Source organism: Duganella sp. P38 (genome assembly GCF_050859475.1).
GTDB lineage: Bacteria > Pseudomonadota > Gammaproteobacteria > Burkholderiales > Burkholderiaceae_D > Rugamonas.
Map to the genome: position 1 here is coordinate 2,603,508 of NZ_CP193936.1, position 22,497 is coordinate 2,626,004.

Annotated in this window: 19 protein-coding genes and 1 pseudogene; 17 read left to right on the forward strand and 3 right to left on the reverse strand. The window is 68.1% G+C overall.

The window, feature by feature from the left end; genetic code table 11:
- Positions 1-921, reverse strand: coding sequence for a pyridoxamine 5'-phosphate oxidase family protein (locus tag ACRQ5J_RS12105; protein ID WP_432383501.1), 921 nt, complete (start codon positions 919-921; stop codon positions 1-3).
- Positions 922-1,112: 191 nt separating this feature from the next.
- Between ACRQ5J_RS12105 and ACRQ5J_RS12110 the strand changes: the two genes are divergently transcribed.
- Together ACRQ5J_RS12110 and ACRQ5J_RS12115 are read left to right on the forward strand one after the other, a co-directional pair.
- Positions 1,113-1,484 carry a DsrE family protein gene (locus ACRQ5J_RS12110; protein ID WP_090177869.1) on the forward strand — a complete coding sequence of 124 codons (372 nt, stop codon included), beginning with the start codon at positions 1,113-1,115 and terminating at the stop codon, positions 1,482-1,484.
- A 10-nt stretch (positions 1,485-1,494) separates the two neighbouring features.
- Complete coding sequence (locus tag ACRQ5J_RS12115; protein ID WP_432383502.1) at positions 1,495-2,466, forward strand: alpha/beta fold hydrolase; 972 nt, start codon at positions 1,495-1,497, stop codon at positions 2,464-2,466.
- A 69-nt stretch (positions 2,467-2,535) separates the two neighbouring features.
- On the opposite strand, the gene ACRQ5J_RS12120 is transcribed toward ACRQ5J_RS12115, so the two are convergent.
- A complete protein-coding gene (locus ACRQ5J_RS12120; RefSeq protein WP_432383503.1) occupies positions 2,536-3,096 on the reverse strand; it encodes a TetR/AcrR family transcriptional regulator in 561 nt (186 codons plus the stop codon).
- Between the two features lie 25 nt (positions 3,097-3,121).
- Between ACRQ5J_RS12120 and ACRQ5J_RS12125 the strand changes: the two genes are divergently transcribed.
- From ACRQ5J_RS12125 to ACRQ5J_RS12170, 10 genes are all read left to right on the forward strand, one after another.
- Positions 3,122-3,925, forward strand: coding sequence for a hypothetical protein (locus tag ACRQ5J_RS12125; protein WP_432383504.1), 804 nt, complete (start codon positions 3,122-3,124; stop codon positions 3,923-3,925).
- 62 nt (positions 3,926-3,987) lie between these two features.
- Positions 3,988-4,980 carry a proline iminopeptidase-family hydrolase gene (locus tag ACRQ5J_RS12130; RefSeq protein WP_432383505.1) on the forward strand — a complete coding sequence of 331 codons (993 nt, stop codon included), beginning with the start codon at positions 3,988-3,990 and terminating at the stop codon, positions 4,978-4,980.
- 99 nt (positions 4,981-5,079) lie between these two features.
- A complete protein-coding gene (locus ACRQ5J_RS12135) occupies positions 5,080-5,628 on the forward strand; it encodes an RNA polymerase sigma factor (RefSeq protein ID WP_432383506.1) in 549 nt (182 codons plus the stop codon).
- Positions 5,625-6,677, forward strand: a complete 1,053-nt coding sequence (locus tag ACRQ5J_RS12140) for a FecR family protein (protein ID WP_432383507.1) — start codon at positions 5,625-5,627, stop codon at positions 6,675-6,677. The genes ACRQ5J_RS12135 and ACRQ5J_RS12140 overlap by 4 nt, the downstream gene beginning before the upstream one ends.
- Before the next feature lie 107 nt (positions 6,678-6,784).
- Entirely contained in the window at positions 6,785-8,395 is a 1,611-nt protein-coding gene (locus tag ACRQ5J_RS12145) for a PepSY-associated TM helix domain-containing protein (protein ID WP_432383508.1), read from the forward strand.
- Positions 8,392-8,691 carry a DUF3649 domain-containing protein gene (locus ACRQ5J_RS12150; RefSeq protein ID WP_432383509.1) on the forward strand — a complete coding sequence of 100 codons (300 nt, stop codon included), beginning with the start codon at positions 8,392-8,394 and terminating at the stop codon, positions 8,689-8,691. The genes ACRQ5J_RS12145 and ACRQ5J_RS12150 overlap by 4 nt, the downstream gene beginning before the upstream one ends.
- Positions 8,688-9,506: a DUF3325 family protein gene (locus tag ACRQ5J_RS12155; protein ID WP_432383510.1), complete on the forward strand. Its 819-nt coding sequence runs from the start codon at positions 8,688-8,690 to the stop codon at positions 9,504-9,506. Before ACRQ5J_RS12150 ends, ACRQ5J_RS12155 begins: the two co-directional genes overlap by 4 nt.
- Entirely contained in the window at positions 9,506-9,874 is a 369-nt protein-coding gene (locus ACRQ5J_RS12160) for a hypothetical protein (RefSeq protein ID WP_432383511.1), read from the forward strand. Before ACRQ5J_RS12155 ends, ACRQ5J_RS12160 begins: the two co-directional genes overlap by 1 nt.
- 16 nt (positions 9,875-9,890) lie before the next feature.
- Positions 9,891-11,303, forward strand: a complete 1,413-nt coding sequence (locus tag ACRQ5J_RS12165) for an efflux transporter outer membrane subunit (protein WP_432383512.1) — start codon at positions 9,891-9,893, stop codon at positions 11,301-11,303.
- Positions 11,300-11,749, forward strand: coding sequence for a Fur family transcriptional regulator (locus ACRQ5J_RS12170; protein ID WP_432383513.1), 450 nt, complete (start codon positions 11,300-11,302; stop codon positions 11,747-11,749). The genes ACRQ5J_RS12165 and ACRQ5J_RS12170 overlap by 4 nt, the downstream gene beginning before the upstream one ends.
- A 7-nt stretch (positions 11,750-11,756) precedes the next feature.
- On the opposite strand, the gene ACRQ5J_RS12175 is transcribed toward ACRQ5J_RS12170, so the two are convergent.
- Positions 11,757-12,689 carry a glycoside hydrolase family 43 protein gene (locus tag ACRQ5J_RS12175; protein ID WP_432383514.1) on the reverse strand — a complete coding sequence of 311 codons (933 nt, stop codon included), beginning with the start codon at positions 12,687-12,689 and terminating at the stop codon, positions 11,757-11,759.
- A gap of 220 nt (positions 12,690-12,909) precedes the next feature.
- Between ACRQ5J_RS12175 and ACRQ5J_RS12180 the strand changes: the two genes are divergently transcribed.
- From ACRQ5J_RS12180 to ACRQ5J_RS12200, 5 genes and pseudogenes are all read left to right on the forward strand, one after another.
- The gene (locus ACRQ5J_RS12180) at positions 12,910-15,096 is read left to right on the forward strand and encodes a formylglycine-generating enzyme family protein (RefSeq protein WP_432383515.1); all 2,187 of its coding nucleotides are present in this window, start codon (positions 12,910-12,912) and stop codon (positions 15,094-15,096) included.
- Between the two features lie 192 nt (positions 15,097-15,288).
- Positions 15,289-17,037, forward strand: coding sequence for an EAL domain-containing protein (locus tag ACRQ5J_RS12185; RefSeq protein ID WP_432383516.1), 1,749 nt, complete (start codon positions 15,289-15,291; stop codon positions 17,035-17,037).
- Positions 17,038-17,150: 113 nt separating this feature from the next.
- The gene (locus ACRQ5J_RS12190; protein ID WP_432383517.1) at positions 17,151-18,980 is read left to right on the forward strand and encodes a cyanophycin synthetase family protein; all 1,830 of its coding nucleotides are present in this window, start codon (positions 17,151-17,153) and stop codon (positions 18,978-18,980) included.
- A 21-nt stretch (positions 18,981-19,001) separates the two neighbouring features.
- Positions 19,002-19,904, forward strand: coding sequence for an isoaspartyl peptidase/L-asparaginase (locus ACRQ5J_RS12195; protein WP_432383518.1), 903 nt, complete (start codon positions 19,002-19,004; stop codon positions 19,902-19,904).
- Between the two features lie 3 nt (positions 19,905-19,907).
- Positions 19,908-22,456: pseudogene (locus ACRQ5J_RS12200) on the forward strand (excinuclease ABC subunit A).
- The last annotated feature ends 41 nt before the right edge of the window (positions 22,457-22,497 follow it).

The following is a 22,497-nucleotide window of genomic DNA, read 5'->3' on the forward strand; positions in this document are numbered from 1 at the left end:
TCAGCCCACCGCCGGATTGAACGGCGACGCGTCCAGGTATTCCCACACCACCTGCTGCGGCGTGTCGCGCAGTATCCAGCGCTCGACCTTGAATTCCCAGTAGCGCTTGGTGCCGCCGGTTTCGTTGCCGGGATCATCCTGGTGCCACAGCACGGTGGCGGCGCCGGTCAGTTGCAGCAACTGGCCGCGCTCGAAATCCGGAATGCACAGTCCCGCCTGCGGGTTGACGTGGAAATTGCCCAGCGTGTTGAACAGGCTGTTGCCGTCGTAGTCCGGGATGCGCAGCGTGTTGTCGTCCACCTGGCGGATGAAGCCGGGCGTGCCGCCGCGATGCGAGGCGTCCGCCCCGGCGCTGGCGTGGCGGCTGGCGAGGAACAGCGTATCGGCGCGCTGGATGATCTGTTGCACCGGGCCGCGCAACACGGTGCCGTGCGCCGTCTGCACCGGCACCACCGGCTCGCCGAGCTGGCGTAGCTGGCGCCGCTGGATGTATTTCGGGCAGTTGGGGTAGGCTTCGCGGATGGCGACTTCGGCGCCGCGCTGGTCCAGGCGGCTCAGCCGGCCGTTGACGCGGTAGCGCCGCCGCGAGCCGAGTTCGATGAACAACATGCCGATGTCGGCCCCGGCGCCAACGTTGCTCCAGAACGGGTCGGACAGGTCGCGCTCCGCCTCGGCCACATCGATGAGGATGCTGCTGCCGTCGTCGGTGTGCAGAAAGCCCGCCTTGCCGAACAGCAGCGAGGCCCACACCCTGCCGTCCGCATCGCTGCTGCCCAGCACCGCCATGAACTGCTTGGCGATGAACGGACGGGCGCCGGCGATGACCTTGTCGCTCATCACCGAAATATTGCGGTCGGCGATGGCGGTTTCGCCGGCGCGCTGCTGCGCTTCGCGTTCGCCCGCGTGGAAGCTGTCGTTCATTACGTTCTCCGTGGTTGGTGACTATACGGCGTATTGTGCGCAGTCCTCCGGCAAACAAGAATAGCCGCCCGGCGCAAGTGACTATTCCGCCGGCCGAAACGATGAATTGATCCTGGCGCTGTTTATCCCGGACAGGTCCGTCCCTAGAATGGCCTCACTCCAACTGACCTGTTAGCGAAAGGAAGCAAATCATGAAAGTAGCGATCATCATCCTGTCCGACCCGAAAGCCGGCGAAGAGGCGCTGGGCCGCATGTTCAACGGCCTGGCCGCCGCCTACGACTTCAAGCAGAAGGGCGTGGAAGTGGGCATCTACTTCCAGGGCACCGGCACCCGCTGGCCCGGCGTGCTGGCGTCGGACCAGCACCCGATCCACGCGCTGTACAAGGGCGTCGAAGACACCGTGGTCGGCATCTCCTGCGGCTGCGCCGATGTGTTCGGCGCGCGCGAGGAAGTCGAGAAGGCCGGCTTCGACCTGATCACCGACAACAGCGTGCCCGGCACCTCCGGCCTGCCGAGCATCGCGCAGATTTCGGCGGACGGCTACACCGTCTTCATTTTCTGAGGGGCGCGCCGTGAAAACCTTCCGCATATTTGCCGCGCTTGGCTTCGCCGTGCTGCTGCACGCGGCGCCGCTGGCCAGCGCCGCCGAAGCCGCCAACGTGGCCAGCACCGCCGCGGTTGCATACCGCACCGTCAAGGTCGACGGCGTCAACGTCTTCTACCGCGAGGCCGGACCGAAGAACGCGCCGGTGCTGTTGCTGCTGCACGGCTTCCCGACCTCGTCGCAGATGTTCCGCAACCTGATTCCGCAACTGGCCGACCGCTATCGCCTGATCGCGCCCGACTATCCGGGCTATGGCCAGAGCGACATGCCGCCGCTGGACAAGTTCACCTACAGCTTCGACAACCTGGCCAATGTGGTCGACAAGTTCACCCAGGCGCTGGGCCTGTCGCGCTATGCGCTGTATGTGCAGGACTACGGCGCGCCGATCGGCTTCCGCGTGGCCGCCGCGCATCCGGAACGCGTGACCGCCATCGTGGTCCAGAACGGCAACGCCTACGAGGAGGGCATCGCCCACAGCTTCTGGGACGATCCGCGCGTCTACTGGAAGGACAAGACGGAGGCCAACGGCAACAAGCTGCGCCCGCTGTTCGAGCTGGCCGGCACCAAGTGGCAATACACGGAGGGCGCGCGCGACCCGGCCCGTGTGAGTCCGGATGCGTGGACCGTCGACCAGGCGTATATGGACCGTCCCGGCAACAAGGATATCCAGCTGGAGATGTTCTACAGCTACGGCACCAATCCGCCGCACTATCCGGCGTGGCAGGCGTACTTCCGCAAGCACCAGCCGCCGATGCTGATCGTCTGGGGCAAGAACGACAAGATCTTCCCGCCGGCCGGCGCCCATCCCTACCTGCGCGACTTGCCGAAGGCGGAGCTGCATTTCCTGAACACCGGCCACTTCGCGCTGGAAGAGGATAGCGTGGCCATCGCCGGCTACATCCGTCCGTTCCTGGCGAAGAACGTCAAGGCGGCGCAGTAAGCGCCTGTTCCGCTGCCAGCGCGGCGAACAGGATGTCCATGCCGTGGTGATAGATGGCGTCGATTTCGGTCACGCGCAGAAACGGCATGGCGGCGGTGATGAGGGGAAGTCGGCCGGCCGGTCGAAGTCCTCCAGGATGATCGGCGCCGCGTCCGGCTGCAGGGCGCGGCTGCCGACTTCGGCCAGGCCGGCGCCGGCGGTGAAGTTGGCCATCATGCGGTAGTAGCGCGCGCTTTGTTCCGCACTCATGCCGGCGTCGTGGAAGTGGCGCAGCAGCTGTTCGTAGAACTGTAGCGCGGTTGGCGTGCTGAAGCGGCGCGAAACCATGCTGAGATAGGCGTGCGGGTGGGCGATGGCCATCAGCCGCAGGCCGTCGAAGGTGCGGCGCGCGCGTTGCAGCGGCGTGCCGTCGGGCGTGAGCGTGGCCGAGACTTCGTCGAGCACGATGTCGAGAATGCCATCCAGCAGCTCGGCCTTGTTGCGGAAGTAGTGGTAGAGCGCCATGGCCTCGACGCCCAGTTCGCCACCGAGCTTGCGCATGCTGAGCTGGTCGATGCCGTGTTGGTCTATCATACGCAGCGCCACCTGGGCGATGCGTTTGCGGTCCAGTGATTCGGTCTTGTTTTTCACGCTCTTTTTGTCAGCCGGTAGTTTTATGCCCCCACATTATCGCATTGGAACGGAATCCGTCGAAATCGCGGCGCGGCGGCAGTTCTTTGCCGCCGCGCCGGCGTCGTTCGGCTGTCGCGTGCTGTCTTTGCCGGACAGTCCGGCGACGTTGCTCAGTGTGCTTGCCATGCCGTCGCCGGTGATGAACCGCGTGCTCGGCCTGCCGGGCGGCCAGCCGCTGACGGCTGAATTGTTCGGACAGGTCCGCCATGTTTTCCGCGAGCGCGGCATTCCCCGGTTCTGGATACACGCGTGGGATACGCCGGCCGACGCGCCGCTGCGCGCAAGCTTGCAGGTCCTCGGCTGCCAGCCGGCCGGCGCCTGGACCAAGTTCGAGTGCGACCTCGGCACGCCACGCCCGCCGGCGCCGCCCACCGTGCGGCGGGCGAGGGCGGACGAGTATGGGCTGGCCGGCCAGATCATGTGCGACAGCTTCGGCATGCCGGCGGTAATGGTGGCGTGGATGGCCGGGCTGGCGCAGCGCCCCGCGTGGCAGGTGTATTTCGCCTGCGACGCCGCCGGCGCGCCGATCGCCACCGGCGCATTGCTGATCGACGGTGCCCAGGCCTGGCTCGGCATGGCCGCGACCTTGCCAGCCGGCCGGCGCCGGGGCAGCCAGCAAGCGTTGCTGGCCGTCCGCCTGGCTGCCGCCACGCAGGCCGGATGCGTCACGGCCAGCGTGGAGGCGGAAGCGGCGCCGCCCGGAGAGAACCGGCCGTCGCTGAACAACATCCGCCGCGCCGGCTTCCGCGAAGTCGGCACCCGCTGGAACTACCTGTGTGAAAGTTAACTTTACAGCGTAAGAATGTGGCGCTATGCTGCGGCTTTTACAGTGTAAAGATTGGAGCGAAGATGGATCGTCGTAATTTTCTCGCCGCCGGCATGGTGACGGTGGCTGGCGGCGCGGCGGCCGCGTCGGCGAATGGCGTCACGGTAATGAAGCCGGACGGCGTGAATCCGCCCGGCATCCGCACCGCCGGCATCAGGATGGTGCCGGTGGCCGGCGGCAAATACAAGGTGTGGACCAAGAAGATCGGCAGCGGGCCGGTCAAGGTCTTGCTGCTGCATGGCGGCCCCGGCTTTACCCACGAATACCTGGAGGCGATGGAGTCCTTCCTGCCGCAAGCCGGCATCGAAATGTATTATTACGACCAGCTCGGCTGCGGCAACTCCGACCAGCCCGACGACGCGGCGCTGTGGACGCTGCCGCGCTATCTGGAAGAGCTGGAAGAGGTGCGCAAAGGCCTGGGCCTCGACAACTTTGTGCTGTACGGCCATTCGTGGGGTGGCGTGCTGGGCATCGAATATGCGCTCCGGCACCAGCGCCATCTGCGCGGCCTGGTGATTTCCAATATGACGGCCGGCATGCAGTCGCTGCTTCAGCATCTGGACACCATCAAGCGGCAACTGCCGCCGGCCTCGCTGGCCCGGCTGCTGGAGCTCGAAGCCCGCGAGGCCTACGATACGCCCGAGTACCAGCAGATCATGATGGAAGACCTGTATCCGAAGGTGATCTGCCGCGTTACCCCATGGCCGGAACCGGTCGAGCGCACCTTCCGCCACGCCAACCAGAAAATCTACAACCAGATGCAGGGCAAGAGCGAGTTCCTGATGACCGGCAACCTGAAGGACTGGGAGCGTTGGGACCGCCTGCACGAGATCAAGGTCAAAACGCTGACCATCGGCGCGCAGCATGACGAGATGAATCCGGACGATATCCGCAAGATGGCGCGCCTGATGCCGAACGCGCGCGCGGCCATCTGCGAGCACGGCAGCCACCTGGCGATGTGGGACGCGCAGGCGGTGTACTTCGGCCATCTGCTGAAGTTCCTCAGGTCCGTTTGATTGCGATATAATGAGAATCATTTTCATTCAGTATCGGATCAACGGGTGCCTGTCTCTGGCAATCAACAGTTAAAGCAACGCCGGTTAGCGGGCGACACCTTGGCCAGCCTTTACGCGCGCTGGCGGGTGCCGTTGCTGCGTTTGCTGCAACGGCGCACCGGCAGCCGTGATCTGGCCGAGGACGCCACGCACGATGTGTTTGTGCGGCTGGCGGCGTCGGGCAGGGCGCTGGCGCCGGCCGAGGAGGCGCCGTACCTGGCCACGTCGGCGCGCAACGCGGCCACCGACCAGTGGCGGCGCGCCGACGCCGAGGTGGTGTCGATGGAGGCGGCGGCGCAGGAGTTGCGCGCCTTGCCCGACCAGGCGCAGCGCGAGCCGCAGCAGATTGCCGAACAGCGGCAGCGCATCGCGCGGCTCAATGACGCGGTGGCGGAGTTGCCGGAGCGGCAGCGGCAGGCGTTTCTGCTGAATCGCATCGATGGCTTGACGCATGAGGAGGTGGCCGAGGCCATGGGCATTTCGGCGCGCATGGTGGCCAAGCATTTGAGCCGGGCGATGGCGTATTGCCAGTTGCGGGTCAATTACGACAGCGTCGAGCAGATGGCGCGTTTGCATGTGCTCGATGACGCGGCCGAGGATGTGGCATGAGCGAGGCGCTGATTGCCCTGCATGAGCAGGCCGCGCAGTGGTTCCTGCGCCGCAGCGAGCCGGGCTGGACCGGCGCCGACGAGCGCGCCTTGAACGCGTGGCTGGCGGCCTCGCCGCAGCACCGCGATATTTTCGACGGCATGGCGCTGACCGCGCACGACCTGCATCAGATTCCGCTGACCCAGGATGCATCCTGGCGCCCAGGCGCCGCGCCGGGCGCTGCCCGCGCCACGGCAAAGCCGGGGGCCGCCGGCGAGCAAGCCGGTCAGGCCGGCACCGGCGCTTCTGCGCGCAGCCGCTGGGGGCGGCGCGCCTGGCTGGCGCCGGCGCTGGCGGCCTGCGCGGTGCTGGCGGTCGGCGCCGGCTTCGGCTGGCAGCACTGGCAGAACGCGCCTGCCTATGAACTTCAGCTCGCCACCGCAGCCGGCGAAACCCGCACGCTGGGCCTGCCGGACGGCTCCAGCATCGCGCTCAACATCGACAGCAAACTGTCGGTCCGCTACTCCAACCGCCGCCGCGAGGTGGTGCTGGAGCGCGGCGAGGCGTTCTTCCAGGTCGCCAGAGACGCCGGCCGCCCGTTCACCGTAGCCAGCGGCGCCAGCCAGGTCAAGGTGGTCGGCACCGCCTTCAATGTGCGCGCCGCAGCGGCCCACACGGTCGTCAAAGTGCGCGAAGGCCGGGTCGAAGTGCGACCTGACCTTGGCGCGGCGCGGCAACAAGTGCTGCTGCTTAATCCCGGCGACGGCCTCAGCATCGACAGCGCCAGCCACCGCGCGCGCCGCATCAGCGCTGCCGTGCAGGCGGTGGGCGACTGGCGCGGCGGCCATCTGCATTTCAGCAGCACGCCGCTGTCGGAAGTGGCCAGCGAACTGCAGCGTTACATCGGCAAGCCGGTGCTCATCGACGACGCGGCGCTGGCCGCGCAGCCCATTTCCGGCGTTGCCACCACCGGCAATCCGCAGGTCTTCCTGCAAGCGCTGCCGGCCGCCTTGCCGCTGCGCGTGCGGCAGCAAACCGACGGCAGCTGGCGCCTCAGCGCCGTGCGCTAACAATTATTTCAGCATTACTCGCATTCCCAGGTTCCGTATTTCCCAGGCTGAGCGTTATTACTTCTAGGGACAACCCTAGCGCTACATATTAACTTGGGATGGGGAAGATGAAGGAGTCGTTACGTCAATGTGCAGCCTGGCTGCATACCTGGGCCGGCCTGGTGGTCGGCTGGGTATTGTTCTTTGTGTTTGTGACCGGCACGGCCGGCTATTTCCAGTACGAGATCACGCGCTGGATGCAGCCGGAACGCGTGGCCCCGCAGGCGCCGGCGCAGCCGGCCACGCTGGCCGAGACGCAACGCCTGGCCGGCCTGGCGCTGGACCGGCTGCAACAGGCGGCGCCGCAGGCCGCCAACTGGCGCATCACGCTGCCGCATTACGGACAGGGCAACCGCGCGTGGCAGGAATTCGGCATCCGCTGGGAGCAGCTGCCGGAGCCGGGCCACGATTACGGCCCCAGCGTCGCCGAGCGGCTGGACCCGGCCAGCGGCGCCTTGCTGCCGCAGGAAGCCGAGCCGCGCGCCACCACCGGCGGCGCCGGCCTGTACCGCATGCACTACTCGCTGCACTACATGCCGTACACCTGGGCGATCCGCGTGGTCGGCGTCTGCACCATGCTGATGCTGATCGCCATCGTCACCGGCGTCATCACGCACAAGAAAATCTTCAAGGACTTCTTCACCTTCCGTCCCGGCAAGGGCCAGCGCAGCTGGCTGGACGCGCACAACGCCATCAGCGTCATGGCGCTGCCGTTCTTCCTGATGATTACCTACAGCGGCTTGGTGTTCTTCCTCTACACCTACATGCCGGCCGGGCGCGACATCGTCTACGGCACCGACCATGACCAGGTCGAAGCCTTCTTCGACGAGCTGTACGACGGCGGCCACAAGCACCTGCCGGTCGCCCGTCCGGCCATTCCGCTGGCGCCGCTGGTGGCCAGGGCGGAAGCCGAATGGGGCCAGGGCAAGCTGGCCAGCATCCTGATCGAGGCGGACCAGGGCGAGCCGCCGCAGGTGGTGCTGGCGCGCGTGGCCGGCAACCACCTGAGCGCCTATCGCCCGGCCACGCTGCGCTTCAACGCGCAGACCGGCGAGCAACTGCCGGAGAAGCCGGAGCCGGGCGGCAGCGCGGCGGCCACGCAGGGTGCAATGTTCAGCCTGCACGAGGGGATCTTCGCCAACGTCTGGGGCCGCTGGCTGTATTTCGCCGCCGGCCTGCTGGGTTGCGCCATGATCGGCACCGGCCTGGTGCTGTGGACCGTCAAGCGCCGCAGGCATCACCTGGCGTCCGGCCTGGAGGGCGCGGACCACTTCGGCGTGCGGCTGGTGGAAAACCTCAACGTCGCTACCATCGCCGGCCTGCCGCTGGCGCTGGCCGCCTATTTCTTCGCCAACCGGCTGCTGCCGGTGGAACTCAACGAGCGCGCAGCTTGGGAGATGCACTGCCTGTTTGCCGTCTGGCTGGGCACGCTGTTCTACGCCATGGCCCGGCCGCTGACGCGCGCCTGGATCGAGCTGCTGTGGGCTGCCTGCCTGGGCTATGCGCTGGTGCCGGTGGTAAATCTGCTGACCACGACGCGCCACCTCGGCAACACCGTGGCGCAGGGCGACTGGGTGCTGGCCGGTTTCGACCTCACCATGCTGGGCATGGCGGCGCTGTTCGCCGTGATGGCCGTCAAAGTACAACGCCGCCTCGCGCCGGCCAGGGGAATCGCATGAGCAAGACATCCAAACTGACTGTGGCCGACCGTCTGTCGGTATTTTCACGCGTGCTGGCCGCCGCCTTCGGCGGGTATGCGCTGACGTCGGCGGCGACCGTGCTGCTGGCGCTGGTCTGGCCGGCGCCCAGGGCGCAGGCCGTGCTGTGGGGCACCATGCTCAGCTTTGCCGTCTACACCACCGCGGTGATCTGGGCCTTCACCACCCGCAGCGCCACGCGCGCGTGGCTCGGCATGGCCGGCAGCGCGATTGTTTGCGCCGCCGCCGCGTGGTTGCTGAAAGGCGGTGCCGCATGAATACCGCGCTGCATATCGGCCTTCTGATCATCAGCCTGCTGGGCTTGTTCGCGCTGGCGCTGGCGACCGAGCGTTACGGCGAACATTTGCTGGGCCGCCAGCCGTCCGTGGCGCTGCAACGGACGGCGCGCGTCATCGGCTGGCTGCTGCTGGCGCTGGCGCTGGCCTGGGGCATTGCCGAGCTGAACGCCGGCATCGGCATCGCCATGTGGCTGGGCTGGCTGAGCGTGGCGGCGCTGGCGCTGGTGTTCAGCTTTCCGAAATGGCCGTGGCAGCCGGCAGCGCGCGAGAAGGCCGAGCGCGCGCCGCGGTTGCCGGACGCCAGCACGATACCGGTGCCGCGCGTACGCCGCATGGTGGCCGCGGTGCTGCTGCTGTTGACCGGCAGCGTGTTCGCCTACAGCCTGGCGCAGGTGGAACCGCAGTTGCTGAAGCGGCCGGACGCGGTGCGCGGCAAGATCGGGCCGTGGGACTACACGCTGGCCGAGGCGCACCGCGAGGCGCCGGAGCTGATGGCCATGGATATCCCGTTCAAGGAGTTCAGCATCCGTTTCTGCGAAAGCTGCGACCTGGAAATCCGCCAGGTGCTGATCAAGGTGAACAAGCCGCGCAACGAGCGCACCAATGGCATGGCCTTTTTCGGCGCGCGCTGGGAGCGCCGGGCCGAGATTCCGCTGCCTGCGACCACCACCGCCAACAGCGAACTGTGGCTGACCGTCATCGGCAAGGATGGCAGCGTCCACCAGGGCGCCGTGCCGCTGGCGCGGGTGTCGCCGAAAACGGTGGAATGGTTCAACCAACAAAGGAGTAATTGATGCGATACATCGAACGCACGATCGCGCGCGGCCTGGCGCTGGCCGGCCTGACGCTGGCCGCCGCCGGCGCGCTGGCGCACGAACCGGTCGCCAAGTGTTATCTGCTGGATGAGCAGACGGTGCGCTGCCGCGGTTCGACCAACGACGACGAGGCGCTGCCCGGCGCGCGCATGGAGGTGGTGGCGCACAATGGCAAGACGCTGATCGAGGCCAAGCTCGACGCCAACTCCACGCTCACGTTCAAGAAACCGCAGCAAGCTTTCTATGTGCTGTTCGATACCGGGCCGGGATTGCAGGCGGTCGTCGAACAGGAGGAAATCACCAAACCGTTGCCAGGGCGCGCGCCCAGCTGGATGCGCAATCCATAGGCCCGGAGTCGTAACCATGCCATTTGTCTGGAAACTTCCTGTGGCGGCGCTGGCGGCCGGCGTTGCAGCCGCCTTGTCCGCTTGTGCCGGTCCCGGCGGCAGTACGCCTGCGGACGCCGCTGTTGTTGTCGCGCCGCCTGCGCGCTTCGGCGCTCCCGCCGCCCCCGGCAGCGCCGTCAACCGCGACTGGTGGCGCGGCTTCGGCAGCGAGGAGCTGAACGCGCTGGTGGCCAGCGCGCAGTCGCAAAGCCTGGACCTGGCGGCAGCCATCGCGCGCGTGCGGCAGGCTCAGGCCTCGGCCCGCATCGCCGGTGCTGCCTTGCTGCCGGCCCTGGACGGCAACCTGGACGCCAGCCGCCAGGGCCGCATCGGCGGCAATGGCGACGTCAACGGCACGGTAATGACCGCCGGCCTTTCCGCCAGCTACGAAGTCGACTTCTGGGGCGGCAACCGCGCCAGCGCTGCGGCGGCCCAGGCCAGCCTGCAGGCGAGCGCCTTCGACCGCGACACCGTGCGCCTGACCGTGACCGCCGGCGTCGCCAACGCCTGGCTGCAAGCTGTCGCGCTGCGCGAGCGCATCGCCATCGGCCAGCGCAACCTCGTCAATGCCGAACGCCTGTTGACGGTGGTGACATCGCGCGCCAACGCCGGCTCGGCCACGCAACTGGAACTGGCCCAGCAACGCGGCCTGGTCGCCGGCCAGCAGCGCGCGCTGGCTGCGCTGCGACAGCAGGAGGCCGAAGCCCGCACCGCCATCGCCATCCTGCTCGGACAGGCCGCCAGCCCGTCGCTGGCCGCGCAAACGCTGGCGCCGCTGCAAATGCCAACCATCGGCCCCGGCCTGCCTTCCGAACTGCTGGCGCGCCGCCCCGACGTCGCCCGCGCCGAAGCGCAACTGGCCGCCGCCAGCGCCGACATCCAGGCCGCCCGCGCCGCCATGCTGCCGCGCCTGACGCTGGGCGCCACCGTCGGCGGCAGTGGCGAGCGTGTCAACCGCGTGCTGGATAATCCGCTCTACAGCCTGGCCGCCGGCCTGGCCGCGCCCATCTTTAACGGCGGCCGCTTGGCCGGCCGGCGCGACCTCGCGCTGGCGCGGCAGGAAGAATTGCTGGCCGGCTACCGCGCCGCCATCGTCGCCGCGTTTGGCGACGTCGAAGTCTCGCTTAACGCCGCCGCCGGCCTGGAAGCGCAGACACTCGCGCAGACGGAGGAGCTGGCGCAGGCGCGGCGGGCGCTGGCGCTGGCCGAGTCGCGTTACCGCGCCGGCGCCGAAACGCTGCTGGTGCTGCTGGATGCGCAACGCACGCTGTACGCCGCGCAAGACGCCGCCGTGCAGCTCAAGGCCCAGCGCCTGCGCGCCGTGGTCGATCTCAATAAGGCGCTGGGCGGCGGCTGGCAACGGCCAGCCACCATTGCTGAAGACGCATGAGCGACGACAAGCTGATACAACTGCTGCGCGCGGTCAAGCTGCGTCCGACCATCAGCCGGATCAGCGTGATGCGGGTGCTGGATACCGCCGGCGGCGAGCCGCTCAGCGCCGACGACCTGTTCCGCCGCCTGATGGAGCAGGGCGAGCGCTGCAACATCGGCACCGTCTACCGCACCTTGCAGCAGTGCGAGGGCGCCGGCATGCTGCTGCGCGCCTGGGATGACGCGCAGCGCCGCTCGGTCTATCGCATCAGGCAGGGCGACGCCGGCGGCCCCGCCGTCTGCCTGTTGTGCCGCGGTTGCGACCGCAGTTTCGCGCTCGACGACGCGCTGCTGTACGAACATCTGGCGCGGGTGATGCAGCAGCACGGCGTGCGCGTTGCCGACCAGGCGGTGCAGATCGAAATCACTTGCGCCGCCTGCCCGCGCATCGGCTACGCATCCTGACGCGGCGCTAGTTGGCCGGGCGGGCGGCGTCCGCCTCCGGCGTGCCGAAATCGGGCGTGCCGTCGGCGCGCCACTGGATCAGCTGGGCGCGCGTGTGGCGGTTCGGGTCGCCAAGCGGATCGCCCTTGATGTCGCGGTAGTTGCGCGCGTGGTAGACCAGGATGTCGACCTTGCCGTCCGGCGTGGTGGTGAAGGAATTATGTCCCGGCCCATACTGGCTGTTCTTCTCGCTGCTGGCAAACACCGGCGCCGGCGATTTTTTCCACGACGCCGGATCGAGCAGGTCGGCGCCGGCGTCCGCCGTCAGCAGGCCCAGCACGTAATTCGCATCGGTCTTGCTGGCCGAATAGGTCATGAACACGCGGCCGTTTTTGACCAGCACCGCCGGCGCCTCATTCACATCGAAGCCGATCTTCTCCCACGCCAGCTCGGGCTGGCTCAACATCACGGCCGGGCCGCTGATGGACAGCGGCGTGTCCATTTTGGCGAGGTAGATCGCCGTGATGTGCTTGTCGATTTCCGGCGGCCGCTGCGTCCACGCCAGGTAGCGCTGCTTGCCGACGGTGAAGGTGGTGGCGTCCAGCGAGAACGTCTCCCAGCCGGTCTTCAGCTGGCCGCGCTCGGTCCAGCTGCCTGCCAGCGGATTGGCGGACGCGTTCTCCAGCACATACAGCCGGATTTCCCACGGCTTTTGCGACGAGCCGGCGGTAAAGTACAGATACCACTTGCCATCGATGAAATGGATCTCCGGCGCCCAGATATGCGCGGCCATCTCGCCGCTGGCGTGCTTGCGCCAGACGGTCTTCGCCTCGGCCTTGCCCAGCTCGTCCAGCGTCCTGGCCCGCCGCAACTCGATGCGGTCGTACTCGGGCACGGTGGCGGTGTAATAGTAGTAGCCGTCGCTGTGCAGCATCACCTGCGGATCGGCGCGTTGCAGCACCAGCGGGTTTTGAAAGCCGGCGCCGCCCACACGGGCGGCGCCAGCAGCGCGGCAGCCAGCGCAAAAGCCAAGCGGTTCATTGAATGTCTCCTGAGTATTTTCCGAAGATGATCGGATGAAACCGCCGGGGCATCCAATAACTTTTTTGCATGCTGCGATACTTTTATTGGGATCTGTTGCGCTTGCCGTAAAATGCATCCTCCGACCAAGAAACATTTGCATGAAACTGCCTACATTCAAAGCCCTGCGGCCGCTGATGATCGCCGCCGCACTGGCCGCGCCAGCCCACGCGCAGGACACGCGCCATGTGCCGCACGCTTCCTACACCCAGCTGGCGATTCCCGGCCCGGCCTGCCTGACGATGAACCAGCCGTGGGAGGGCGCGTGGAATCCGTGCTCCGAGGCCGACCACAAGGACTGGCTGCAAGATCTGCGCCACTGGCGCGACGAGCGCCGCATCCGCATCGGCTATGACGGCAGCCGCTACGCCCGGCCATCGGCGGCGTGGACGCAATCGAGCTATATGCAGGCGCAGATGATGGTCGAGGACCGCTATTTCTACGATCCGGCAAAGCGGCAATACACGGTGGACCGCTATCTCGACGACCTCGAGCGGCGCTTCGGCGGCATCGACGCGGTGCTGGTGTGGCCGACCTACCCGAACATCGGGCTGGACGACCGCAACACCATCGACATGGTGCGCTCGCTGCCGGGCGGCATTCCGGGCGTGAAGAAAATGGTGGCGGACTTCCACCGGCGCGGCGTGCGCGTGATGTTCCCGATGATGTTGTGGGACCAGGGCACGCGCGCGCTGCAGCGCTCCTGGCCCGACGAGCTGGCCGCGCTGATGAAGGAGATCGGCGCCGACGGCATCAACGGCGACACCCAGGACGGCGTGCCGCTGGCGTTCACGCTGGCCGCCGACAAGATCAATCATCCGCTGGTGTTCCAGCCGGAAGGCCTGCCGTCGGACGAGGCGCTGGCGTGGAACCTGATGACCTGGGGCCAGTACGCCTTCCCCTTCGCGCCGACGGTGGACCGCTACAAGTGGCTGGAAACGCGCCACATGGTCAATATCTCGGACCGCTGGAACCGCAGCAAGACCGACGACCTGCAATTTGCCTTCTTCAACGGCGTCGGCTGGGAGAGCTGGGAAAACATCTGGGGCATCTGGAACGGCGTCACGCCGCGCGACGGCGAGGCCACGCGCCGCGTCGCCACGCTGTCGCGCATGTACTCGCGCTTCCTGGTCAGCCCGGACTGGGAGCCGCATTACCCGTCGCGCCGCCATGGCGTGTTCACCAGCCGCTGGCCGCTGGCCGAGGGCACGCTGTGGACCATCGTCAACCGCAACGAATACGAGAGCAAAGGCGTGCAGCTGCGCGTGCCATACCGCGCCGGCGCGCGCTACTTCGACGCCTACCACGGCGTTGAGCTGAAGCCGCAGCGCGATGGCGACGGCGCGCTGCTGTCGTTCCCGATCGAGGCGCGCGGCTTCGGCGCCGTGCTGATGACGCATGCCGCGCCGGACGCCCCGCTGCAAGCCAACCTGGACAAGATGAAGGCGATGACCGCGCGCCCGCTGGCCTCCTGGCCGGCCGAATGGAAGCCGCTGCCGCAGACGCTGACGCCGGTAACGCCAACCAGGGCGGCGGCCAGCGCGCCGCCGGGCATGGTGGCGATTCCGGCCGCCAGCTTCGACTTCACCATGCGCGGCCTGGCCATCGAGGGCGGCAACAGCGCCGGCGTCGATGTGCAGTATCCGTGGGAGGACAGCGCGCGCCGCTTCCACCAGCACACGATGGACATCAAGGCTTTCTATATCGACCGCTACCCGGTCAGCAACGCCCAGTTCAAAGCCTTCATCGACGCCACCGGGTACCATCCGGCCGACGACGCCAACTTCCTCAAGCACTGGCAGAACGGCACGTATCCGGCCGGCTGGGCCAACAAGCCGGTCACCTGGGTGAGCCTGGAAGACGCGCGCGCCTACGCCGCCTGGGCCGGCAAGCGCCTGCCGCGCGAATGGGAGTGGCAGTACGCGGCCACCGGCAGCGACGGCCGCCTCTACCCATGGGGCAACGACTGGCGCGCCGACCTGGTGCCGCAAGCCGCCACCGGCCGGCTGGTGGCCGCGCCGGACGACGTCGACGCCCATCCGGGCGGCGCCAGCCCGTTCGGCGTGCAGGACCTGGTCGGCAATGTCTGGCAATGGACCGATGAGTACAGCGATGAACACACCCGTTTCGCCATCCTGCGCGGCGGCAGTTCCTATCGTCCGCAAGGTTCGATGTGGTATTTTCCGCAGGCGTACCGCAACGACCAGCACGGCAAGCTGCTGCTGATGGCGCCCGGCCGCGACCGCGCCGCCACGCTCGGCTTCCGTTGCGTGACGGATGCCGAATAACGCCCACGCCGCCGTCGTTCCCGCGCAGGCGGGAACCCATGCTGAGTTCGCGTGCAGGCGGGCCATAGCGAAGATGCGCGCGTGGCATGGGTTCCCGCCTGCGCGGGAACGACGGGCGGCATGCCAATCGTTGCGCAAACCGCCGAGCTAACCGATATTATTCGCTGGCAACCTGCTTTTACTGGATAGCTGATGACTACTTTCGATGCCCTGACCGGCCTGGCCGACCGTCCCACCTTCCGCGAAGGCTTGCGCGCGGCGCTGCAACGCGCGGCCCGCGCCGATACCGAGGTGGCGCTGGTGCTGGTGGACCTGGATGGGTTTCAGTCCGTCAACGACCTGCACGGCCAGGATGGCGGCGACGCCTTGCTGCGCGAGATGGCCGACCGCTTGCAGCACCTGGCGCGCGCCGGCGAACTGGCGGCGCGGCTCGGCGGCGATGAATTCGCCATCGTCTGCGAGCAGGTGACGGCGCCGGCCGGGCTGGCGGCGCTGGCCGAGCGCATCGGCCGCGCGGTGCAGGCGCCGGCCAGCATCAACGGCGCCACTGCCGTGGTGACGGCCAGCATCGGCATCGCCACCGCCGGCGACGTCGGCGCCTCGCTGGCGGCCAGCGCCGGTGACGACTTGCTGCGCTTCGCGGGCGCGGCGGTACAGGTGGCGCGCCAGGCCGGCGGCAACAACTGGCGATTTTTCGACCCGCAGCTGCACGACCGCGCCTTGCACCGGATGGACCTGGCCAACGGCCTGCAACTGGCGCTGGAGCGCAATGAGATGGCGCCGCGCTTCCAGCCCATCGTCGAGGCCGATAGCGGCCGCATCGTCGGCGCCGAATTGCTGCTGCGCTGGTTCCCGGCGCAGGGCGAGGTGTCGCCGGCCGAGTTCATCCCGATTGCCGAGGCCAACGGCGCGGTGATCGCCATCGGCGCCTGGGTGTTCCGCCAGGCCTGCCTGGCCGAGCGCGACTGGCGCCAGCGCTGGGGCGCGGCGGCGCCGTATGTCTCGGTCAACGTTTCGGTGCGCCAGCTCGACGAGCCGGGACTGGCCGACAGCTTCGCCGCCATCCTGCGCGACACCGGCGCCGATCCGCAGCGCCTGCTGCTGGAAATCACCGAGAGCATGCTGATGGACGACATCGACGCCAAGCTGCGCGTGCTGTCCAGGCTGTCCGCGCTGGGCCTGCGCATGGCGATGGACGACTTCGGCACCGGCTACTCGTCGCTGGCGCAGCTGGCGCGCTTGCCGGTGCAGGTGCTCAAGATCGACCGTTCCTTCATCCGCGACATTGCCGAGAGCGGCGAGAGCCGGGCAGTGGTCGAGGCCATCATCAGCCTCGGCCGCGCGCTCGGCCTGCGGCTGGTGGCCGAGGGCGTGGAAACCGCCGCCCAGCAGCTGGAACTGTGCGGCTATGGCTGCGACTACATCCAGGGCTACCATTTCTACCGTCCGATGGAGGCCGGTCAACTGCTGGCGGCGGTCGAGCGGCAGACCGCGCAGGACCAGCTGCCGCGCCCCGGCGGCCTGTATTTCCTGCTGTACGTCAGCGAGGCGGTGGCGCCGATGACGCCCGAACAGCTGGAACGGCTGCTGCACCGCACGCGCGCCAACAACGCCGAGGCCGGCATCACCGGCTGCCTGCTGTACGAGGACGACCATTTCATGCAAATCCTCGAAGGCGAGCGCAGCCAGGTGCTGGCCACCTTCGAGCGCATCCGTGGCAACGACCTGCATACCGGCGTCCGCGTCGTCATCGAAGGCCCGGCGCGGCGCCGCGTGTTCACCCACTGGAGCATGTTGTTGCCCGACAGTACGGCGGCGCGCCGCGATGGCCCGGATTTCCGCTCCTGGCAGCCGCATCCGATGCGCTTCGACACCATCGCCGACGACGCCCGCGTGTGCTACGCCTTCATCACCGCCTACGTGCCCGATGTGAAACACTGATGCCGCTGCGTAAGCTTTGTCTTACGCAAACACAGCGCTCGCCCCTATGCAACAGGCTGGCGAAAGTCCAGATAATCGATCCATTCACCGGATACTGGAAGCGGTCGGCCATCATGAAGATTATCAAGCAGCGCCTGTTGCGCGGCGCCAGCGTGCACGGCGCGCAGCCTTCCCTGCAAGCCATACTTGACGTGCAGCAGTGGCATGAACGCTCGTCGGTGGAGTTCCCGGCGCTGCAGCAACGCCTGCTGGCGCTGATGCCGAGCCTGCGCAAGCAGCGGCGCGGCGGCGGCCGTCCCGGTGGCTTCGTCGAGCGGCTGGAACAGGGCGCGCATTTCGCCGATATCGTCAAGCATGTGGCGATGGAGTTGCAGCACCTGGCCGGCAACTATGTTACGTTCAGCCGCGTCAGCGAGTTGCGCGGCCTACCGGGCCGCTACTGCGTGGTCTGCGCCTACGCCTCGGAGCGCGTGGCAAGCGCCGCGCTGGCGATGGCGGTGGCGCTGACCGACGCGCTGGCGCGCGCTGCCGCCGACGACGATGCGGGTTACGACTATCATGCCGAACTGGGCCGGTTGCGCCGCCTGGCGCAGCGCTGCGCCGTCAGCCCGGCCGTCAGCGCGCTGCTGAAGACCGCGCGCCGGCGCGGCATACCGGTGCACCGCATCAGCGAAGATGCGGAAGAATTCCAGCTCGGCTGGGGCAGCCGCCAGCAGCTGATGCAGGCCGGCACCTCGGCCGCCCGGCTGGACGCCATGCTGGCCGGCGGCGACGGACGCATTCCCGTAATCGCCATCACCGGCACCAACGGCAAGACCACCACCACCCGGCTGATCGCCCACGCGGCCGGGCAGAACGGCGTGCGCGTCGGCATGGCCAGCAGCGAAGGCGTGTATATCGGCGGCGTGCTGGCCGACACCGGCGACTGCACCGGCTACCATTCGGCGCGCATGGTGCTGGGTTCGCCGCAGGTGGATTTCGCCGTGCTGGAAACGGCGCGCGGCGGCATCCTGCGGCGCGGCCTGGCGTTCGACCGCTGCGACGTCAGCGTGCTGCTCAACGTCAGCGAAGACCATCTCGGCATGGATGGCGTAGAGACCTTGGCGGAGCTGGCGCGCGTCAAGCAGGTGGTGGTCAACGCCGCCTCGCGCGCGGTGGTGCTCAACGCCGACGACCGGCTGTGCGTGGACATTGGCGCGCAGTTGCGCGGCGGCCCGGAGCTGCTGTATTTCTCGCTCGACCCTGAAAATCCGCAACTACTGCGCCACCTGGCGCAGGGCGGGCGCGCGGTCTACTTGCAGGACAACGCGGCCGTGCTGGCCGATGGCGTGCGCCACCAGGCGCTGCTGGACGTGCGCCGCATGCCGGTCACGCTGGCGGGCGCGGCGCGCTGCCATACCGCCAACGTGCTGGCCGCCGCTGCCGCCCTGATCGCCGCCGGCCACACGCCGGCGCAGGTGGTGGCCGGCTTGTCCAGCTACGTGGACGACAGCCGCAACGAGGTGCTGCGCTCTAAGCTTATCGATGTCAACGGCGTCAAGGTCATCGTCGACTACGCCCATAACGCGGCCGCCTACGAGGCGCTGGCCGCGATGGCGCACGCGGTGTCGGACGGCCATGTGGTGGGCGTGATCTCGCTGCCGGGCGACCGCCGCGATGCGGACCTGCTGAAGGTCGGCGCGGTCTGCGCCGCCGGCTTCGACGACCTGGTGATCTACGAGGCCGACAACCGCGGCCGCGCACAAGGCGAAACCGCGCGCCTGCTGACCTGCGGCGTGCGCGGCGCGGCAGTCCGCAGGGGACGGCTGCATTGCAAGCTCGACGCCCAGCGCGCGATCCGTTTCGGGCTGGGCATGTGCAAGCCGGGCGATGTGCTGGTATTCGGCTGCGGCACCTCGCTGAAAGACCTGATGACGGCGCTGCCACCGGCTGTGCCAGCTTAAAACACGGAGAAGGCAGGAATAATGCAAGCAGCTTCAAGCGCAATTGTGGTCCACGGCGGCGCCGGGGCCGGTGAGGAACTCAGCGACGGCTGCCGCTGCGCCGCCGAAGCCGCCGCCCAGGCGCTGGCGCGCGGCGAGCAAGGACTGGCGGCGGTCATCGCCGCCGTGGTGGTGCTCGAAGATGATGAACGCTTCAACGCCGGCACCGGCGCGGCGCTGGGACTGGACGGCAAGACCATCGAGATGGACGCGTCGGTGATGGACAGCCGGGGCACGCTGAGCGCCGTTGCAGCGCTGCGCTCGGTGAAAAATCCCGTGCTGGTGGCGCGCGACGTGGCCCGCTCGCCGCATGTGCTGCTGGCCGGCGAGGGCGCGCAACGCTACGCCCGCTTAATGGGCCACGCGCCCTACGACGTGGTGCCGGAGACGGCGCGGCGCCGCCACTGGGAACTGCTGGAGAAAATGGGCACCTGCGAGCAGCCGATGGCGGGCGTCGACAATATCGAGTTCGCCCGTTTCTGGAACTACGGCGGCCAGCCCGGATTCGACGCGCCGCAAGGCTGCGACACCGTGGGCGCGGTGGTGCGCGACGCCGACGGCCACTTCGCCGTGGCCGGCTCCACCGGCGGCTCGGCGCCGTCGCTGCTGGGCCGGGTAGGCGACACGCCGCTGATCGGCTGCGGCTTCTATGCCGGGCCGGCCGGCGCGGTGGCGGCGACCGGCATTGGCGAGTACATCATTCGCAACATGCTGGCCATCACGGTTTATCATTGGATCGCGGCCGGCGTCGATTTGCATCTGGCTTTGCAGCGCGGACTGGCGCTGGTGCCGCCCGACGCCAGCACCGGCCTGATCGCGGTGAGCAAGACGCAGGCGGGCTGGCTGGCCAATAGTTCCACCCCCTTCGCCCATATTCAGGATTGATACATGGCATCTGACTTCGACGGCTACGTCCGTGTGCGCGGTGCGCGCGAGCATAATCTGAAAAACGTGGATGTCGACATCCCGCGCAACGCGCTGGTGGTGTTTACCGGCGTGTCCGGCTCGGGCAAGTCGTCGCTGGCGTTCGGCACGCTGTACGCCGAGGCGCAGCGGCGCTACCTGGAATCGGTGTCGCCGTATGCGCGGCGGCTGTTCCACCAGATGCCGGTGCCCGAGGTGGACGCGGTCGACGGCCTGCCGCCGGCGGTGGCCTTGCAGCAGCAGCGCGGCACGCCGACGACGCGCTCGTCCGTGGGCAGCGTCAGCACCTTGTCGAATTCGCTGCGCATGCTGTACTCGCGCGCCGGCGATTACCCGGCCGGGCAGGAACTGCTGTACGCCGAGTCGTTCTCGCCGAATACGCCGCAGGGCGCCTGCCCCCAATGCCATGGCCTGGGCCGCGTCTACGAGGCCACCGAGAAGTCGATGGTGCCGGACGACAGCCTGACCATCCGCGAACGCGCCGTCGCCGCCTGGCCGACCGCCTGGCACGGCCAGAACCTGCGCGACATCCTGGTCACGCTGGGCTATGACGTCGACGTGCCGTGGCGCGAGCTGCCGAAGAAAACCCGCGACTGGATACTGTTCACCGACGAACAGCCGACCGTGCCGGTCTACGCCGGCCTGACGCCGGCCGAAACGCGGCGCGCGCTCAAGCGCAAGGAAACGCCCAGTTACCAGGGCACTTTCACCGGCGCGCGCAAGTATGTGCTGCAAACCTTTGCCGGCACCGAAAGCGCGCTGATGAAAAAGCGCGTGGCGCAATACCTGGTCAGCATGGCTTGCCCAAGCTGCGACGGCAAGCGGCTGCGCAAGGAGGCGCTGTCGGTGACGTTTGCCGGCCACGATATCACCGAAATCTCGCGCCTGTCGCTGCGCCAGCTGGCGCAGTTGCTGGCGCCGTTCGCGGAGGGCGCGCCGGCTGGCGGCAAGCGGCTGGCGGCGAAAAAGGGCAGCCCGGGCGCGCCGATAAAGCGCATCCCGAGAAAGCGCTGGTCACGCAGCGCATCGCTGCCGACTTGCTGGCGCGGCTGGAGGTGATGCTGGACCTCGGCCTCGGCTATTTGAATCTGGAGCGCGGCACGCCGACCTTGTCGCCCGGCGAGTTGCAGCGCCTGCGGCTGGCGACGCAGGTGCGGTCCAGCCTGTTCGGCGTGGTCTACGTGCTGGACGAGCCATCGGCCGGCCTGCATCCGGCCGATACCGAAGCGTTGTTGCGTGCGCTGGACCGGTTGAAGGCGTCGGGCAACTCGCTGTTCGTGGTCGAGCACGCACTGGATGTGATACGGCATGCGGACTGGATCGTTGATGTCGGTCCGAAAGCGGGCCAGCACGGCGGCCAGGTGCTGTACAGCGGCCGGCCGGAGGGACTGAAGGCGGTGCCGGATTCGCGCACCGCGCAGTATCTGTTCGGCGCGGCGCAACGGTGCGCGCGGCCGCCGCGCGCACCGCGGGGCTGGCTGCAATTGCGCGGCGTGGTGCGCAACAACCTGCACGGGCTGGACGCCGATTTTCCGCTGGGCGTGCTGGCCAGCGTGAGCGGTGTCTCCGGCTCGGGCAAGTCCAGCCTGGTGAGCCAGGCGCTGATCCAGCTGGTGCAGGCCCGGCTGGGACAGCCGGCCGCCGCCGAACCGGCCGAGTCCAGCGAGGATTTGCTCGACGCGGCGGAGCAGGGCGAGCTGCGAGGCCACATCGCCGGTGGGCTCGACACGATACGGCGGCTGGTGCAGGTCGACCAGAAGCCGATCGGCCGCACACCGCGCTCCAACCTGGCCACTTATACCGGCCTGTTCGACCATGTGCGCAAGCTGTTCGCCGGCACGCGCGCGGCGAAGGCGAAGCATTATGATGCCGGCCGCTTCTCGTTCAATGTCGCCAAGGGCCGCTGTCCGCATTGCTCGGGCGAAGGCTTTGTCATGGTCGAGCTGCTGTTCCTGCCGAGCGTCTACGCGCCGTGCCCGGAATGCGCGGGCGCGCGCTACAACCGGCAGACGCTGGCGGTGCGCTACCGCGATCACAACATCGCCGAGGTGCTGGCGATGACGGTGGACGCGGCCTGGGCATTCTTCGAGGACGTGCCGCCGCTGCGCCACGCGCTGGACGTGCTGCGCGCGGTCGGGCTCGGCTATCTGCGGCTGGGGCAGCCGGCGACCGAGCTGTCCGGCGGCGAGGCGCAGCGCATCAAGCTGGCCACCGAATTGCAGCGCGCCAGCCGGGGCGACACGCTGTACGTGCTGGACGAGCCGACCACCGGCCTGCATCCTTCCGACATCGACCTGCTGCTGGAACAGCTGCACGGCCTGGTGGACGGCGGCAATACCGTCATCGTGGTCGAGCACAATGTGCAGGTGCTGGCCGATAGCGATTGGCTGATCGATGTCGGTCCCGGCGCGGGCGAGGAGGGCGGCCGCATCGTCGCCAGCGGTCCGCCGGCCACGGTGGCGCGGGACAAGCACAGCCGAACAGCGCCATATCTGCGCCGCGCCCTGCCTTGACTGCCGCCGCGCCGGAGCTTGCCGTGGCCGCCGTCTCCTGG

Coding starts and splice junctions, on each gene's coding strand:
- ACRQ5J_RS12105 (WP_432383501.1), bottom strand. CDS start 921: ATGAACGACAGCTTCCACGCGGGCGAACGCGAAGCGCAGCAGCGCGCC.
- ACRQ5J_RS12110 (WP_090177869.1), top strand. CDS start 1,113: ATGAAAGTAGCGATCATCATCCTGTCCGACCCGAAAGCCGGCGAAGAG.
- ACRQ5J_RS12125 (WP_432383504.1), top strand. CDS start 3,122: ATGCCCCCACATTATCGCATTGGAACGGAATCCGTCGAAATCGCGGCG.
- ACRQ5J_RS12130 (WP_432383505.1), top strand. CDS start 3,988: ATGGATCGTCGTAATTTTCTCGCCGCCGGCATGGTGACGGTGGCTGGC.
- ACRQ5J_RS12140 (WP_432383507.1), top strand. CDS start 5,625: ATGAGCGAGGCGCTGATTGCCCTGCATGAGCAGGCCGCGCAGTGGTTC.
- ACRQ5J_RS12145 (WP_432383508.1), top strand. CDS start 6,785: ATGAAGGAGTCGTTACGTCAATGTGCAGCCTGGCTGCATACCTGGGCC.
- ACRQ5J_RS12150 (WP_432383509.1), top strand. CDS start 8,392: ATGAGCAAGACATCCAAACTGACTGTGGCCGACCGTCTGTCGGTATTT.
- ACRQ5J_RS12155 (WP_432383510.1), top strand. CDS start 8,688: ATGAATACCGCGCTGCATATCGGCCTTCTGATCATCAGCCTGCTGGGC.
- ACRQ5J_RS12160 (WP_432383511.1), top strand. CDS start 9,506: ATGCGATACATCGAACGCACGATCGCGCGCGGCCTGGCGCTGGCCGGC.
- ACRQ5J_RS12165 (WP_432383512.1), top strand. CDS start 9,891: ATGCCATTTGTCTGGAAACTTCCTGTGGCGGCGCTGGCGGCCGGCGTT.
- ACRQ5J_RS12170 (WP_432383513.1), top strand. CDS start 11,300: ATGAGCGACGACAAGCTGATACAACTGCTGCGCGCGGTCAAGCTGCGT.
- ACRQ5J_RS12180 (WP_432383515.1), top strand. CDS start 12,910: ATGAAACTGCCTACATTCAAAGCCCTGCGGCCGCTGATGATCGCCGCC.
- ACRQ5J_RS12185 (WP_432383516.1), top strand. CDS start 15,289: ATGACTACTTTCGATGCCCTGACCGGCCTGGCCGACCGTCCCACCTTC.
- ACRQ5J_RS12190 (WP_432383517.1), top strand. CDS start 17,151: ATGAAGATTATCAAGCAGCGCCTGTTGCGCGGCGCCAGCGTGCACGGC.
- ACRQ5J_RS12195 (WP_432383518.1), top strand. CDS start 19,002: ATGCAAGCAGCTTCAAGCGCAATTGTGGTCCACGGCGGCGCCGGGGCC.